The sequence below is a fragment of the Amycolatopsis vancoresmycina genome (assembly GCF_000716785.1).
GTDB lineage: Bacteria > Actinomycetota > Actinomycetes > Mycobacteriales > Pseudonocardiaceae > Amycolatopsis > Amycolatopsis vancoresmycina.
In genome coordinates this window covers 53,165-67,216 of the sequence record NZ_JNYY01000021.1, presented here as the reverse complement: position 1 = coordinate 67,216, position 14,052 = coordinate 53,165, and the positions used below count along the sequence as shown (strand labels likewise).

At 70.4% G+C, this 14,052-nt stretch carries 11 protein-coding genes; 6 read left to right on the top strand and 5 right to left on the bottom strand.

What is annotated here, in order from left to right; all coding sequences use genetic code 11:
• Positions 1-6: 6 nt before the first annotated feature.
• Both OO60_RS36620 and OO60_RS36615 read right to left on the bottom strand, forming a co-directional pair.
• Complete coding sequence (locus tag OO60_RS36620; protein ID WP_003083463.1) at positions 7-591, bottom strand: GNAT family N-acetyltransferase; 585 nt, start codon at positions 589-591, stop codon at positions 7-9.
• Between the two features lie 43 nt (positions 592-634).
• Positions 635-1,189 (bottom strand): hypothetical protein, encoded by a 555-nt coding sequence (locus tag OO60_RS36615; RefSeq protein WP_003083460.1) that lies wholly within the window; start codon positions 1,187-1,189, stop codon positions 635-637.
• 143 nt (positions 1,190-1,332) lie between these two features.
• On the opposite strand from OO60_RS36615, the gene OO60_RS45210 reads away from it, so the two are divergent.
• The 3 genes from OO60_RS45210 (at position 1,333) to OO60_RS36600 (ending at position 8,140) form a co-directional block, all read left to right on the top strand.
• Positions 1,333-6,228 (top strand): tetratricopeptide repeat protein, encoded by a 4,896-nt coding sequence (locus tag OO60_RS45210; protein WP_003083458.1) that lies wholly within the window; start codon positions 1,333-1,335, stop codon positions 6,226-6,228.
• Positions 6,221-7,579, top strand: coding sequence for a lipase/acyltransferase domain-containing protein (locus OO60_RS36605; RefSeq protein ID WP_003083456.1), 1,359 nt, complete (start codon positions 6,221-6,223; stop codon positions 7,577-7,579). Before OO60_RS45210 ends, OO60_RS36605 begins: the two co-directional genes overlap by 8 nt.
• A gap of 72 nt (positions 7,580-7,651) precedes the next feature.
• On the top strand, positions 7,652-8,140 hold the full coding sequence (locus OO60_RS36600; protein WP_003083455.1) for a carboxymuconolactone decarboxylase family protein: 489 nt from the start codon (positions 7,652-7,654) through the stop codon (positions 8,138-8,140).
• Here the strand turns inward: OO60_RS36600 and OO60_RS36595 are convergent.
• On the bottom strand, positions 8,101-9,591 hold the full coding sequence (locus OO60_RS36595) for an aldehyde dehydrogenase (protein WP_003083453.1): 1,491 nt from the start codon (positions 9,589-9,591) through the stop codon (positions 8,101-8,103). The genes OO60_RS36600 and OO60_RS36595 overlap by 40 nt on opposite strands.
• Positions 9,592-9,706: 115 nt before the next feature.
• Between OO60_RS36595 and OO60_RS36590 the strand changes: the two genes are divergently transcribed.
• Positions 9,707-10,267, top strand: coding sequence for a TetR/AcrR family transcriptional regulator (locus OO60_RS36590; RefSeq protein ID WP_003083451.1), 561 nt, complete (start codon positions 9,707-9,709; stop codon positions 10,265-10,267).
• Between the two features lie 33 nt (positions 10,268-10,300).
• Here OO60_RS36590 and OO60_RS36585 read toward each other — a convergent pair whose 3' ends face one another.
• Positions 10,301-10,960: a lytic polysaccharide monooxygenase auxiliary activity family 9 protein gene (locus tag OO60_RS36585; protein ID WP_033263067.1), complete on the bottom strand. Its 660-nt coding sequence runs from the start codon at positions 10,958-10,960 to the stop codon at positions 10,301-10,303.
• A 170-nt stretch (positions 10,961-11,130) separates the two neighbouring features.
• Here OO60_RS36585 and OO60_RS36580 point away from each other — a divergent pair, with 170 nt between their 5' ends.
• Together OO60_RS36580 and OO60_RS36575 are read left to right on the top strand one after the other, a co-directional pair.
• Complete coding sequence (locus OO60_RS36580) at positions 11,131-12,510, top strand: DHA2 family efflux MFS transporter permease subunit (RefSeq protein ID WP_063963007.1); 1,380 nt, start codon at positions 11,131-11,133, stop codon at positions 12,508-12,510.
• Positions 12,507-12,956, top strand: coding sequence for a MarR family transcriptional regulator (locus OO60_RS36575; protein ID WP_003083447.1), 450 nt, complete (start codon positions 12,507-12,509; stop codon positions 12,954-12,956). The genes OO60_RS36580 and OO60_RS36575 overlap by 4 nt, the downstream gene beginning before the upstream one ends.
• A 139-nt stretch (positions 12,957-13,095) precedes the next feature.
• On the opposite strand, the gene OO60_RS36570 is transcribed toward OO60_RS36575, so the two are convergent.
• Positions 13,096-13,989 (bottom strand): TIGR03619 family F420-dependent LLM class oxidoreductase, encoded by an 894-nt coding sequence (locus OO60_RS36570; protein ID WP_003083445.1) that lies wholly within the window; start codon positions 13,987-13,989, stop codon positions 13,096-13,098.
• Positions 13,990-14,052 lie beyond the last annotated feature (63 nt).

Here is a 14,052-nt window from a genome sequence, read left to right as displayed (position 1 = left end):
GGCGCTTCAGCGGGTCAGGTGTTCGGCCCGCCAGTGCCGGCCCCGGCGCGGCGTGCGCCAGTGCCGTCCCCGGGAGGGCCGCACCGGACCGCGGGCGGCGACGACCACCGGGCGGTGCTCGGCGAACCGGTCCGCGGTGAGGCTCATCAGCACCGGGTAGCGGATCTCGCCGTGGCGCAGTTCGGTGTCCCGCGGCCTGCCCTCTTCGCGGAAGCCGAGTTCGCCGTGCAGCGCGAGGGAGGCGAAGTTCGCGCCGTTGATGCTGACCTCGCACTTGCGGTAGCGGCGCAGCTCGAACATGACGCCGAGCAGGACGGTGAGGGCGTCGGCGGCGTACCCGCAGCGGCGGTACTGCGGCCCGATCCCGATGCCGTAGCTGAACCGCCCGGCGGCCGGGTCGGCCTGGATCCAGATCGACCCGACCAGCGTCCGGGTGTGCAGCGTCTCGATGGCGAAGTGGAAGTCGTCGCCGGTGTCACCGGCCACCCGGTGCGTCGCCCAGTGCCGGTACCCACCGGCCCGCGCGGCCGAGTCGCGGTCGAACCCGATCAGGGCGCGGTGATCCGCCGCGCGGACCTCCCGCAACCGCACCTGCCACCCCGCCCAGCTCATCGACGGCGATGGTACAGCCCGGTCACCAGTAGCACTGCGTGGTCATGTCGTCGAGCCGGATGAACCGGGACGACCCGTTCGCGCCGACGATCGCCTTGACGAACACGGGGTTGACGCCGTTGAGGTTCCACCGGGCGGTGTTGACGGCCTGGTAGGCCCCGCTGCCGTTGAGCCACGGGTAGGTGCTGGCGAGCAGGTGCCCGCCGGCGTCCCAGATCTCGATCCCGACCTGCGCGCCCCCGGCGGTCTGCATGTAGAACTGCGAAGCGCACTGGGCGTTGCGCGGCACGGAGTTCGTGACGACCCAGTAGCCCTCGAAGGCCCAGCCTTTGGAGGCGAAGAGCCAGCCGTTGTTCCGCCCGGACCGAGCGGTCCCGGCCCCGACGTCGAACCCGGCGGAGGCGGATCCCCCGGTCGCGACCAGCCACGAGGACTGCGGGTTGACCTCGAACCCGTCCTGCACCTGCGACAGGGAGGCATGGGCGACACCGGCGGTGACGGCGGTGAGCGAAGCGGCCAAGACGGCGGCCAGGGCGAGGCGGCGGAGGCTTCTTCCCCGGGAAATCGTTGCGGACATGGTGGTTCCTTCCTCGATTCGTAGCCTTCGCCGCAACCGAGCCGGACGGGGGAGCCGGTGATACAACCCCGGCGAGGTGGTTGCAGTCCGTAACAGGGGAGGTTGCGGGCGCGACTGAGGAGGTGATTCGAGGAGGGGACGCAGTGCGGCGTGACGTGTTCGTCGGCGTGGGCATCGATCACTACGCCGCCCCGGAGCTGGTCGACCTCGACCACGCGGTCGCCGACGTCGAAGCGGTGGCGAACGCCCTTTCCGCGGCGTTCGAGGGTGAGCCGCTGACCGATGCCGACGTCACCGCGGTGCACAGCAGGCTGGAATCGGTCGGCGGCCGCGCCGACGGCGGGACGCTGCTGCTGGTGTGGAGCGGCCACGGCACCGACCTGGGCGGACTGCGGCTGGCCACCGCGGACAAGGCGGACGGCGTGGCCGCGTCGGAGGTGATCCGCGGGTGCGTGTTGTCCGGCGCCAGCCAGCTCCTCCTGGTGATCGACACCTGCCAGGCCGGCGCCGTCCTGGACTCCACCGCGATGGCCCGGCGGCTGCTGGAGCAGCTCCCGCCCAAGGGCGACCGGGTGTGGCTCGGCGTCCTGGTCTCGTGCTCTGCGGCGGACATCGGCGCGCGCGACGGACAGTTCGGCAAACTGCTGGTCAAGCTGCTGACCCGCGGCCCGGATTCGCCGGACCAGCAGCGGCGCTGGTCCAAGCACAACGACCGGATCCTGGGTGAGGACCTCGGGCTGGCGTTGCTGGAGGAGTGGCCGGGGATCGACCAGCGGCCGGAGTTCCTGCGGGACGGGCACCCGTTGCCGATCGTGCCCAACCCCCTGTACGACGAGGGAGCGCCGGAGGAGGTCGTGGAGCACCTCCTGCGGGCTGCGCGCGGCGGCGATCCCGGCGACGAGCGGTCGTGGTTCACCGGCCGGACGGACGAGGTGGACACGGTGGTGTCCTGGGTCAGGGCCGGCACCCCGGGGCTGCGCGTGGTGGCGGGCTCGGCGGGCACCGGCAAGTCGGCGGTGGTCGGCCGGGTGGTGTCGGTGTCCAACCCCCACGAGCGCGACCGCCTCCGCCATGCAGACGAAGGCTGGGGTCACGCGGACCCGGGCGAGCGTTCGGTGGCGGCGCACGTGCACGCGCGCGGGCTGACCGTGGAGCGGGTCGCCGAGGTCCTCGAGCGGCAGCTGATCCGCGTGCACCTGGTCGAGCCGCTGGCCGACCGGCGCAACGTGGCGGAGCTGCTGGGCGTGGTACAGCGGGTGGTCGAATCGGGGGCCGCGCCGCCGGTCGTGGTGATCGACGGTCTGGACGAGGCCCGCGGCCAGGCGTTCGCGATCGCGGAGGACCTGCTGACCCGCCTGGCCCCGTTCGCGACGGTGATCGTCTCGACGCGGCCGTTGACCCAGGACAACGGAACGGCGCTGCTGGACACGCTGTCGCCGGTTGCGGTGCTGGACCTGGACAGCACGGAGTGCGTGGAGTCGGCCCAGACGGCCATCGGCGAGTACGTCCGCAAGCGTTTGGCGGGGGTGGCCGACGGCATGGACGCCTCGGCGGTGGCGGCGCACCTGGCAGGCGAAGCCCTGGCGGCCGACCAGCCGTTCCTGCTGGCCCGCATCATCACCGACCAGCTGAGAGCCACGCCGGTGAGTACGGGCACGCCGCAGTGGCGGGAGCACATCGCCCATTCGATCGAGGACGCCTTCGACGCCGACCTGGCCCTGGTGGAACCACCGCAGTCGGGCTCACCTGACCGGGCGGCCGCCCGCGAGCTGGCGCGCACGATGTTGACCGCGTTGACGTGGGCGGTGGGGGCGGGTTTTCCGGAGCAGGAGTGGCTGACGGTGGCGTCGTCACTGGCGGGACGCGAGCTGAGCCGTGACGACGTGAGCTGGGTGGTGGACCAGCTGGGCCGCTACGTCGTCCAGGACGGCGACGGCGGGGTGGCGGTGTACCGGCTGGCGCACCAGAGCTTCGCCGATCACCTGCGGCCGCCGTACCGGCCTACCGGGCAGGAGCCGTTCAATCCCGCGGCTTTGCCGGTTGGGGTGGCGCTTTTGCGGTTGTACGAAGGGCTTCTCGAGGAGGGGGTGGATGCTCGGGAGCCGGTGTACTTGTGGCGGTATGCCTGGGTGCATGCGGCGATCGCCGGGTTCGAGGGACTGACTGCGCTCCGGGAGGTCGTCGGGGATCGGCCCGATCTGCAGGCCGATGTTGCGCTGGCGGCGCTCGACGTAGCCGATACCTCAGTGGAATGGGGCTGGCTTGTCAAGGCGGTCGCTCCGACTGAGGAAGCGGTGGCTCGGTACCGGGCAGTGGTTGCGGAGGATCCGTCTTACCTGCCCGAACTCGCCATGGCGCTGCGCAGGCTCGGCGGACGCTACGGCGATGTGGGGCGCCACAGCGAAAGGTTGGCACTGGTCGAGGAATCGGTTGCGCAGTATCGAACACTGGCCGACCAAAGTTCGTCGTACCTCCCCAGCCTTGCCATCGCGTTGAACTCTCTCGGCGTGAGCTATGGCGCGGTCGGGCGTCGGCTGGACGCGCTGGTCCCGGCCGAGGAAGCGGTGGCTCAGTACCGGCAGCTGGCCGAGGGCAATCCGGCCAACCTGCCCGGCCTCGCCACGGCGTTGAACGGGCTCGCGAATCGCTACAGCGCGGTGGGCCGGGACGCCGAGGCGGTGGCATCAGCTGAAGAGGTTGTCGCCCTGCACCGTACGCTCGTACAGGAAAGCTCGATACATTTGCCTGGCCTTGCCGGCGTGCTGAACAACCTCGGTAATCGTTACAGTGCGGTAGGACGGTTTCCGGAGGCCGTGCCTTTGACCGAAGAGGCCGTTGAGCGGTTCCGGAACCTTGCCGCAGAAAATCCGGGTTACCTGCCGGATCTTGCCATGGCGTTGGGCAACTTGGGGCTCCGGTACGGCGCGGTGGGGCGTGCTGTCGAGGCGGTCGTACCGGTCGAAGAATGTCTCGCACTACGGCGGGTCCAGGCCGTGGAAAATCCGGGTTACCTGCCGGATCTCGCCAAGGCGTTGAGCAATCTGGGTAACAGGTACGGCGAGGTGAGCCGGGCTGTCGAGGGAGTTGCACTCCACGAGGAGGCTGTAGCCCAGTACCGGGAACTGGTGAGGGAAAATCCGGCTTACGTTCAAGAACTGGCCGGCGCGTTGAACGATCTCGCTGCCGGCTACAGCGATGTGGGGCGGCGTATTGAGGCGGTCGCCTCGGCTGAGGAAGGCGTTGCCTTGTATCGGGAGCTGGCGGAGAAGATCCCAGGTTACATGCCTGACCTTGCCATGGCATTGAGCAACCTCGGCAGCCGCTACAGCGAGGGGGGCCGACACGTCGAGGCGGCGGCAGCGGCCGAGGAGGCGGTGGCACTGCACCGGATCTCGGCAGCTGACAACCCGATGCATCTGAATTACCTGGCTGCTTCGTTGAGCACTCTCGGCGGCTGCTACTTCGAGGGCGGGCGCGCCGCCGAGGCGGTGGCCCCGGCCGAGGAAGCGGTTGCCCGGTTTCGGAAGCTGGTGGAGAAGAGCCCGGCATACCTGCCCGACCTCGTCGCGGCTTTGACCATCCTCGGTGGCTGCTACAGCGATGTGCGAAGGCGAGATGAGGCGGTGGCGCTGACCGAGGAGGCAGTCACCCAGTACCGGGTGCTGGTGAGGGAAAATCCGGCCTACTTCTTCGAACTTGCCGCAGCGTTGAACAACCTTGCCTTCCACTGTGCCGCGGTTGGGCGCACCGCCGAGGGGGTGGATATCGCGGAGGAGGCGGTTGCCCGGTTTCGGAAGCTGGTGGAGAAGAACCCGGTGTACCTGCCTAACCTTGCCACGGCTCTGAACAATCTGGGCTACTGCTACGGCGAGGCGGGGCGCGTGGCCGACGCCGTGAATGCGACCGAGGCAGCAATAGCACAGCATCTTCGGGCGGTCGACGGGGAGGCGCGGCAAATACCGGACCTCGCAATGACCCTGAACAACCTCTCCGGTTACCTGGCAGCCAGTGGTGCAGACGCGAGAGCCGACGAAGCTTGGCAGGCTGCGCTGGCTGAGGTCGACGCGAGATCCCGGCCTTTGCTTCTTCTCCATCGTGTCGTTTACACGAAGGCCGGCGACCCGAGGACGGCTGCGTGGTTGCACGAGGTCTTGGCCGAAGACAATCGTGAGCTACTGAAGAAAGCGCACACACAAGCCCGGCGCCACCGCGCGGCAAGTCCAGAGGCCTGGCAACAGGCGTGGATCGCCATCGAGGGCACGCCGCTGCCGCCTTGGCTCGTCGTCGACCTGGACATGCTCAAGCTGGCAACCGGCTGGCTCGCGACCAAGACTTACGAGGACGAGTACGAATACCTGAAAACGCACCTGGAGCTTCTCGACGAGACGTTTGACATCGCCATGGAGGAGAGTCTGCTCCAGATCGCCGAAGAGCACGCATCACGGTACGTGGAGCTGCGAACCGCCGCCCGATCCGAGGGCAGCGAAGCGGCTTATCGTCCCCTGCTGCTAGGTGTCCTCGCCCGGCAGTTCGTCGCCGCGGATATCGAACAACAGCAGCAGCTGGTGACTGATCGCCGCACCGACTTGCTCGACGAACTCTGCCTGTCCTACCTGGACAAACTCTTCGAAGCTGGCAACGAGGCAGCCTTGGTCGCGTCGGCATTGTTACGGCTTGTTGAAAGAAAGCCCGACGACGAACTGGCCGAAGTCTTCACGGCAATGGCCGACCCGGACCTGTTCCCGCCCCTCCTCCACGCCGCAGCCGGCGGTTCCGACACCACTATCGTTGCCAGCCTCGCCACGATTGCCTTTCAAACTGCCCAAACCGCCGACCAAGCCGCAACCGCAGCCTTCTACCTCGCCGTATCCGCGGCGATCGATGGCGACGACACCGCACCAACCCAGCTACGGGAAGCCCTTGACGTGTCTCCCGCCGAACGCAACACCTGGATCGCCCGCCTGGCCGAGCTGGGCGCCGTCCACCCCGCCGTCCTCACCCTCATCCCTACCCTCACCGAGACGGAACCCGATGCCTGACAGCGACCTCGTCGTCGTGCTCCCCGGAATTACCGGCAGCACCCTGCTCCGGAACGGCACCCCCGTCTGGGCCCCCTCCGCCGGTGCGATTCTCCGGGCCATCGGCACCCTCGGCCGGAACCTCGACCGGCTCCGGCTCCCCGACGGACTCGGCGACGAACACCCCGGCGATGGTGTCGAACCGGGCGTCCTCATGCCCGACCTGCACGTCGTACCCGGGATCTGGACACCCATCCGCGGCTACACCGGTCTCCTGAAACGACTTCGGGCCCTCGGCTTCGACGAACAGCGCGGCAACCTGCTCCCGGTCGCCTATGACTGGCGGCTCTCCAACCGGTACAACGGCCGTCGCCTCGCGACTCTCGTCGAACCCGCGCTCGAGAAGTGGCGGGAGACCCACCCGGACGCCCAGCTCGTCTTCGTCTGCCACTCCATGGGTGGCCTCGTCGCCCGCTGGTACATCGAACGCTGCGGCGGTGCCGGCCACACCCGCAAGCTCATCACCCTCGGAACTCCCTACCGTGGGGCTGCCAAAGCGCTCCTGCCGCTCGTCAACGGTGTTCGCAAGGAGCTCGGCCCCTTCGCCGTCGACCTCACCCTCTTCGCCCGCAGCATGCCCGCGCTCCACCAGCTGCTCCCTTCGTACGCCTGTGTCGAGGAGCCGGGCGGCCTGGTCAACCTCGCCGAGCGAACACCTCCGGAACTCGACGCCGCCATGACCGGTGACGCGCTCGCCTTCCACCGGGACCTCGCCGACGCGGAAGCCGGCCGTCCGGAAAGCCTGAGCATCAACCACACCATCGTCGGTGCGCGCCAGGCCACGCCCACCACCGTGCGGATCTCCGGCGGGCGGGCCGAGGCGCTCGACACCATCGACGGGGACAACGACTTCGGCGACGGCACCGTCCCGCTCGCCGGTGCGATCGGGCACGGCCTTCCGATGGACACCCACACCGTCCGCCGGGTCGTCGAGCACCACGGCAGCCTGCAAGCCAACCCCTACGCCCTCGACGAAGTCGAAGAAGTCCTCACCACCGTCCCCATCCGGCGGCGGGCACCCGCCACGGTTCCCGTCCGGCTCACCGTTCCGGAGCTCGTGCTGGCCGGCGAGCCGGTGCCCATCGCCGTCGAGCTGCCGCCGGATGCGCGCGACGGCGTCCAGGTCACCGTCGTCGACGAACGGCAGCAGCCGGTCTTCGCGCGCCGGCCGCGCGGTGCCGACGGCCTCTTCCGCACCGACGCGCCCGCGCTGCCGCCCGGTGGCTACGAAATCCACGTCACCGGGACGCGGCCCGGGTCGCCGGTCACCCCGGTCACCACGCCGATCCTCGTCTGGGGATCCACGATCTGAGCAGAGCTGTCACAACCTCCGTCCCGCCGGTGTCTTGAGGTCGTTGCACCCCACGACCAGGAGGACGAAGCCATGGAACCCCGCATCGACCTGTTCACCACCGACACCGGCGCCCGGCTGGCCAAGCGGTTCGCCGGGCTCGGGCAGGTGCTCGAACGGTCGCCGCTTCCCAAGCGCACGCAGGAGCTCGTCAGCCTGCGGGCCAGTCAGATCAACGGGTGTGGCTGGTGCCTCGACATGCACGCCAAGGAGGCCGCCGCGGCCGGGGAGACCGCGGTGCGGCTCGCCCTTGTCGCCGCGTGGCGGGAGGCGACCGTCTTCACCGAGGCCGAACGGGCCGCGCTTGCGCTGGCCGAGGAGGGCACCCGGCTGGCGGATGCCGCCGAGGGCGTGTCCGACGGGACCTGGGCCCGGGTGCGCGAGCACTACGACGACGAGCAGGTGGCCGCCCTCGTTGCGCTCGTCGCCCTGATCAACGCGGCCAACCGGCTCGCCGTGATCGTGCACCAGAAGGGCGGCTCCTACGAAGCCGGGATGTTCGCCGCCGCCGCTGCCGGGTGAGCCGTGCCGGGCACGGTGATCGTCTTGTACTCGGTGTACGTGCCGATTCCGGCGGCGCCGTATTCGCGGCCGATGCCACTGGCCTTGAAGCCGCCGAACGGTCCGTCGAAGCCGATCGGGGCGCCGTTGACGGTCACCGTGCCCGTCCGCACCCGGCGGGCGATCGCCAGTGCGTGCTCGGGGTCCGCCGACCACACGCCGCCGGACAGGCCGTACTCGGAGTCGTCGGCGATGCGGACCGCGTCGTCCTCGTCGTCGTAGGCGATGACGACCAGGACCGGGCCGAAGATCTCCTCCTGCGCGATCCGCATCGAGTTGTCCACGTCGGCGAACAGCGTCGGCGTCACGTAGTTGCCCCGCTCCAGCCCCGACGGGACCTCCGGGCCGCCGGTGACCAGCCGGGCGCCCTCTTCGACGCCGAGGCGGATGTAGTCGAGGACGCGCTGCTGCTGGTCCCGGCGGATCATCGGGCCGATGAACGTCCCGCCGGCCGCCGGGTCGCCGACCGGCAGGGACTCGATCAGGTCCTTCAGCCCGGCGACGACCTCGGCGTACCGGCTGCGCGGCGCCAGGATCCGCGTCTGCGCGATGCACGCTTCGCCGTTGTTGAGCAGGGAACCGAACTTCAGGCCCTGCACCGCCGCGTCGAGGTCGGCGTCCGGCAGGATGATCGCGGCCGACTTGCCGCCCAGTTCGAGGCTGACGCGCTTGAGCTGTTCCCCGGCCAGCGCGGCGATGCGGCGCCCGGCGCGGGTCGACCCGGTGAAGGCGATCTTGTCGACGTCCGGGTGCTTGACCAGGTATTCGCTGGTCTCGCGGTCGGCGGGCAGCACGCTGACGACACCTTCGGGCAGCCCGGTCTCCGCCAGCAGCTCCGCGAGGAGGTTCATGCTGAGCGTGTTCTCCGGCGAGACCTTGAGGACGACGGTGTTGCCGGCCAGCAGCGCCGGGACGATCTTGGCGAGCGCCGAGGAGAACGGCGAGTTCCACGGGATGACCGCGGCGACCACGCCGATCGCCTCCCGGCGCACGACCGACCGGAACGGCGCGGCGGGGTCCGACGGTTCGAGCGTCGCCTCCCAGCCGAACTCCTCGGCCGCCTTCAGGAACGCGTTGGCCTGCCGCGTCAGGCCGGCTTGACCGGCCTTGGTGAACCACAGCGCGGACCCGTTCTCCGCGGTGATCAGGGCCGCGATCTCGTCCGCGCGCTTCTCGCGCAGGCCGGCCAGCCGCCGGAGCACCGCGATGCGGTCCGCGGGCGGGGTGTGCGGCCACGGCCCTTCGTCGAAGGCGCGCCGGGCGGCGGCGACGGCCCGGTCGACGTCGGCGGGCAGTGCCTGCGCGGCGCGGCCGATGACGGAATTGTCGTGCGGCGAACGGATGTCCAGCAGCTCGGTGCTGCTCGGGGTGGTCCACGTGCCGCCGATGAAGAGCTGGTGGTGGGTGATCACGGCTAACCTCCTATGTGTCACATCAACGTAGCACTTCATCAAGATAGGTGACGCTTCTGTGAGACGTTGCACAAGTAGTGCCTCACCGCTGTGGCGCTTGGCGTAGGTTGACGACATGAGAGCCGACGCCGCCCGCAACCTCGAACTGCTGCTGACGACGGGCGCCCGCATGCTCGCGGAAGACCCCGCCACGAGCATCGCGGCGATCGCGGCGGCGGCTGGCGTGGACCGCCGGACCGTCTACCGCCGGTTCGCGGGCCGCGAAGAGCTGCTGACGGCGGTCTACCAGGCCCGGCTGGCCGCGATCGAGGCGGCGATCGAGGCCGCCCGGCTCCGCGAGGCGCCGGTGCCGGTGGCCCTGCACCGGTACGTCGAGGGGATCGTCGGGGTGAACCGCACCTGGCCGACCGAGATCAGCCGGATGCGCACCGACCCGGAGATCTGGGCCCGCCGCCTGCGGGCGGTCGACGAGGTGGACCGCTTCCTGCAGCGAGCCACCGACGAGGGCCACCTCCGGCCGGGCCTGCCCGACCGGTGGGCGGGCAACGTACTCGGCCAGCTGGTGCATCTGTCCACAAAGGACTTGCCAGGACTGGGCGACGCGCAGGCCGCCGACGTCATCGTCGAGACGTTCCTGCGCGCCTTCGGGAACGTCGTGAGTGGTAAGGAGAGTTAGAACTCGCCTTACCACTCACGACAGCTGGGATCGCTAGCCGAAAACCACGTCACTGCACCACATGTACGTCTGGTCCTGGTGCGAAGCCTGCCAGATCGTGAACACGACGTGGTGTCCCGTGTAGCCCGACGTCTTCACGTCGAACGTGATGTCCTTGGCCGGGGCGTAGCGGCCGGTCTGCGTGATGAAGTCGAGGTTGCCCCAGCCGAGGCGCTGGGTGGTGGGGTCGAACCCGTTCTTGCTCACGTAGACCCGGAAGTAGTCGGCGCCGTGGCTGGCCTGGTCGTACAGGTGCATCGAGAAGTTCGCGCCGATGGTGCTGGTCCGCCACGGGCCTGGGGTGTTCAGGGAGTTGTTGCGCGACAGGGCGTTGCTGCAGAGCTGGCCGTCGGGGGTGGCGCCCTGGAAGTTGCCCTTCAGGCCGTCCCGCAGGGCGCTCATCCAGTTCCACATGGTGTCGGCGTTGGCCTGGAACGCCTGGTAGCACATGGGATCCTGCTGCTGCATGGCCGGATTCGTGTGCTGGTTGCCCCAGTCCTGCCAGCACTGGTAGGCGCGCGTGCGGGGGCTGACGATGGTGCCGTGCGCCGAAGCGGCCGGGACACCGACGAACACGCACGTCAGCAGGGCGACGACGAGTGCGATCACGCTCCGCCGTCCGGTGCCGGACCGGGGGATGCCGCGCATACGCATGATGGGCCTCCATTCTCGGGTGATCGAGCGTTGGTGATCCATGTGGGAGCGCTCCCAGCGTAGGTGGCAGCGTATCCGTGATCCGGACAAACCTCAACCAAGAAATCGGTCATCGCGGCAGCTGATCACCCACATCGCCGAACAAGTAGTTGTTGTGCAACAATTACTTCGTGGAGACGCGGGGGATCGTGCTGGCGACGTGCTGTCTCAGCGTGGTCGTGGCCGGGCTGGACACGACGATCGCCAACGTGGCGCTGCCCTCGATCCGGCAGTCCCTGAACGCGCCGGTCAGCGGACTGCAGTGGGTGGTCGACGCCTACGTGCTCGTCATCGCGACCCTGCTGCTGTTCGCGGGCTCGGTGGCCGACCGGTTCGGCCGCCGCCGGGTGTTCCAGACCGGGCTCGGGCTGTTTTCGCTCGGCTCCCTGCTGTGCGGCCTCGCGCCTTCGCTCGGGGCGCTGGTCGCGTTCCGCGCGCTGCAGGCCGTCGGCGGCGCGATGCTGAACCCGGTCGCGATGTCGATCGTCGCCACCACCTTCCCCGAGCCGAAGGAGCGCGCCCGCGCGGTCGGCACCTGGGGCGCGGTGGCGGGGCTGGGCGGGGCCTGCGGGCCGGTGCTCGGCGGGCTGCTGGTCAGCGGCCTGGGGTGGCGGTCGATCTTCTGGGTCAACGTGCCGATCGGCCTGCTGGCCATCGGCCTGGCGCAGCGGTTCGTCCCGGAGTCCCGAGCAGCGCGCGCCAGGCGGTTCGACCCGCTCGGCCAGCTGCTCGTCGTCACGTTCCTCGGCCCGGTGACCGCCGCCGTCATCGAAGGACCCCGGCACGGCTGGGCCTCGCCCCTGGTCGTCGGGCTGTTCGTGCTGGCCGCGGTCTCGGTGTGCGGCCTGGTGCTGACCGAGTCCCGGCGCGCCGAGCCGCTGGTGGACGTCCGCGTCTTCCGCAGCCCGGCGTTTTCGGGCGCGGCGGTCATCGCGCTGCTCGTCCTGACGGCGGTGGGCGGGTTCCTCTTCCTCACCACGCTCTACCTGCAGGAGGTCCGCGGGTACCGCGCGCTGCACGCCGGCCTGCTCACGATCCCGATGGCGGCCGCGGGGGCGGTGTGCGCGACGGTGTCCGGGCGCGTCGTCGCGGCCCGGGGCGCCCGGCTGCCGCTCGTGCTGGCCGGGCTGCTGCTGACGGTGGGCGCCGGCCTGCTCGCCGGGTCCGGGCCGTCGACCGGAGCCGGCTACCTCGTGCTCGCCTACCTGCTGTTCGGCGCCGGGTTCGGCCTGGCCGGGACGCCGATGACCACCGCGGCGCTGGCCGGGCTGCCCCGCGACCAGGCGGGCGTCGCGGGGGCGATCGCGTCGACCTGCCGCCAGACCGGCGGCGCGATCGGCGTGGCGGTGTGCGGTTCGCTGGTCGCGAGCGGCGTGCCCGCCGCGACGGCGTGGACCGTGCTCGCCGGCTGCGGTGCCGCCACGGTGCCGCTCGGCCTGCTCTCGACCGGCCGCCGGGCCCGCTACAGTGGCGGCCGGTCGAGCGAGCAAGCGATGGACGTGGCCCGATGAACCCCGAACCGACCCCGGCGGCGCAGGTCTGGACGGAGATGCTGGCCTTCGTCACCGGCCAGGACCGGCTCCGCGCGCTGCGCCTCGAGCTGGACCTGGGCGTGGGCAAGGCGGAGCTGCTGATCAAACTGGCCGAAGCCCCGATGACCCTGCGCGAGATCGCCCAGGCGGCGGAGGTGGACCCCTCCGCGGCGACGGTCGCGGTCGACCGCCTGGAGCGCCGCGGCCTGGCCGAGCGCCGCGCCAACCCCGGTGACAAGCGCAGCCGGCTGGTCCACCTCACGGAGGCGGGCCTGCAGGCCGCGGCGGCGGCCCGGCGCATCCTGACCGAACCACCGGCGGCGTTGGCCGCGCTCGAAGCGGCGGACTTGGCGACGTTGACGCGCATCTTCGCCACTATGGCCGCCGGACTGCCCGGAAAAGATGGCGGCGGCCGGCCGCGGTGACCGTCGCGCCTGCCGCCCCGACGGCAGGGTGATCACCACGGCGAGCCGCCGCCTACCCCGGACGAGCCCGCATCCAGGACCCGTCCCCGGTGACGTGCCCACGGACGCGGGATCTCAACCGTCCCGTCCGGAACCCGGGTCAGCCCTCGGCCGTCAGCTCCAGCAGGCGGCCGGTCTTGTCGAGCTGTTCTTCGACGCTGCCGACCACGTAGGAGAGGTCGACGAAGGTGTGGTCCGGCTTGACCAGCTCGACGATCTTGGTCACCGAAGCGGCGATCGTTTCCAGATCCGTGCCGGGGGCGGCGTTCACCCGCAGGGCCACGCCGAGCGCCTGCGGGTCGCGGCCGGCGCGCTCGGCCTCGGCGCGGAGCTGGGCCAGGGTCGAGGTGATCACATCGGCGGGGAACGCCTCGGGGATCGACCACGCGGGCAGCCAGCCGTCCGCCCGCCGGGCGACCCGCTGCAGCGCCTTCCCGCCGAACCCGGCCAGGTGGACGGGCGGCTTCCGCACCGGTTTCAGGTCGATGTGCGAGGCCGGGACCGTGTACCCGATGCCGTCGTGCGACACGATGTCCCGGGTCCACCAGGTCTCGAGGAAGTCGAGCAGGTCGTCCAGCCGCCGGCCGCGTTCGCCCATCGGCACGCCGACGGCGTCGTACTCGTCCGGCGACCAGCCGATGCCGAAGCCGGGCAGCAGCCGGCCGTTGCTCGCGACGTCGATGCTGGTCAGCAGCCGCGCGAGGTTCGCGGGCTGGTACTGGGTCGCGTTGATGGTGCTGGAACCGAGCACCGCGGTCTCGGTCACGGCGGCGGCGATGGCCAGCGCGGTGAAGGGGTCCTGCGCGGTGTGGAACTCCTCGGGCATGGTCTCGTAGCCCGGGTAGGGCACGACCGGGGCGACGGGCGACAGCAGCCGGTCGCCGACCCAGAGCCCGGCCGCTCCCGCCCGCTCCGCCTCGCGCGCGTAGTACGCGATCCCGCCCGGTGTGGCCGCCGCCTTGCCGAAAACCGGAAGGGTGAACCCAAGTGGCATTGCTTCTCCCCTGAAGAGTGAACGGACGCTGTCGGTCCTCCTGCCACTACTACGCGCATCTAG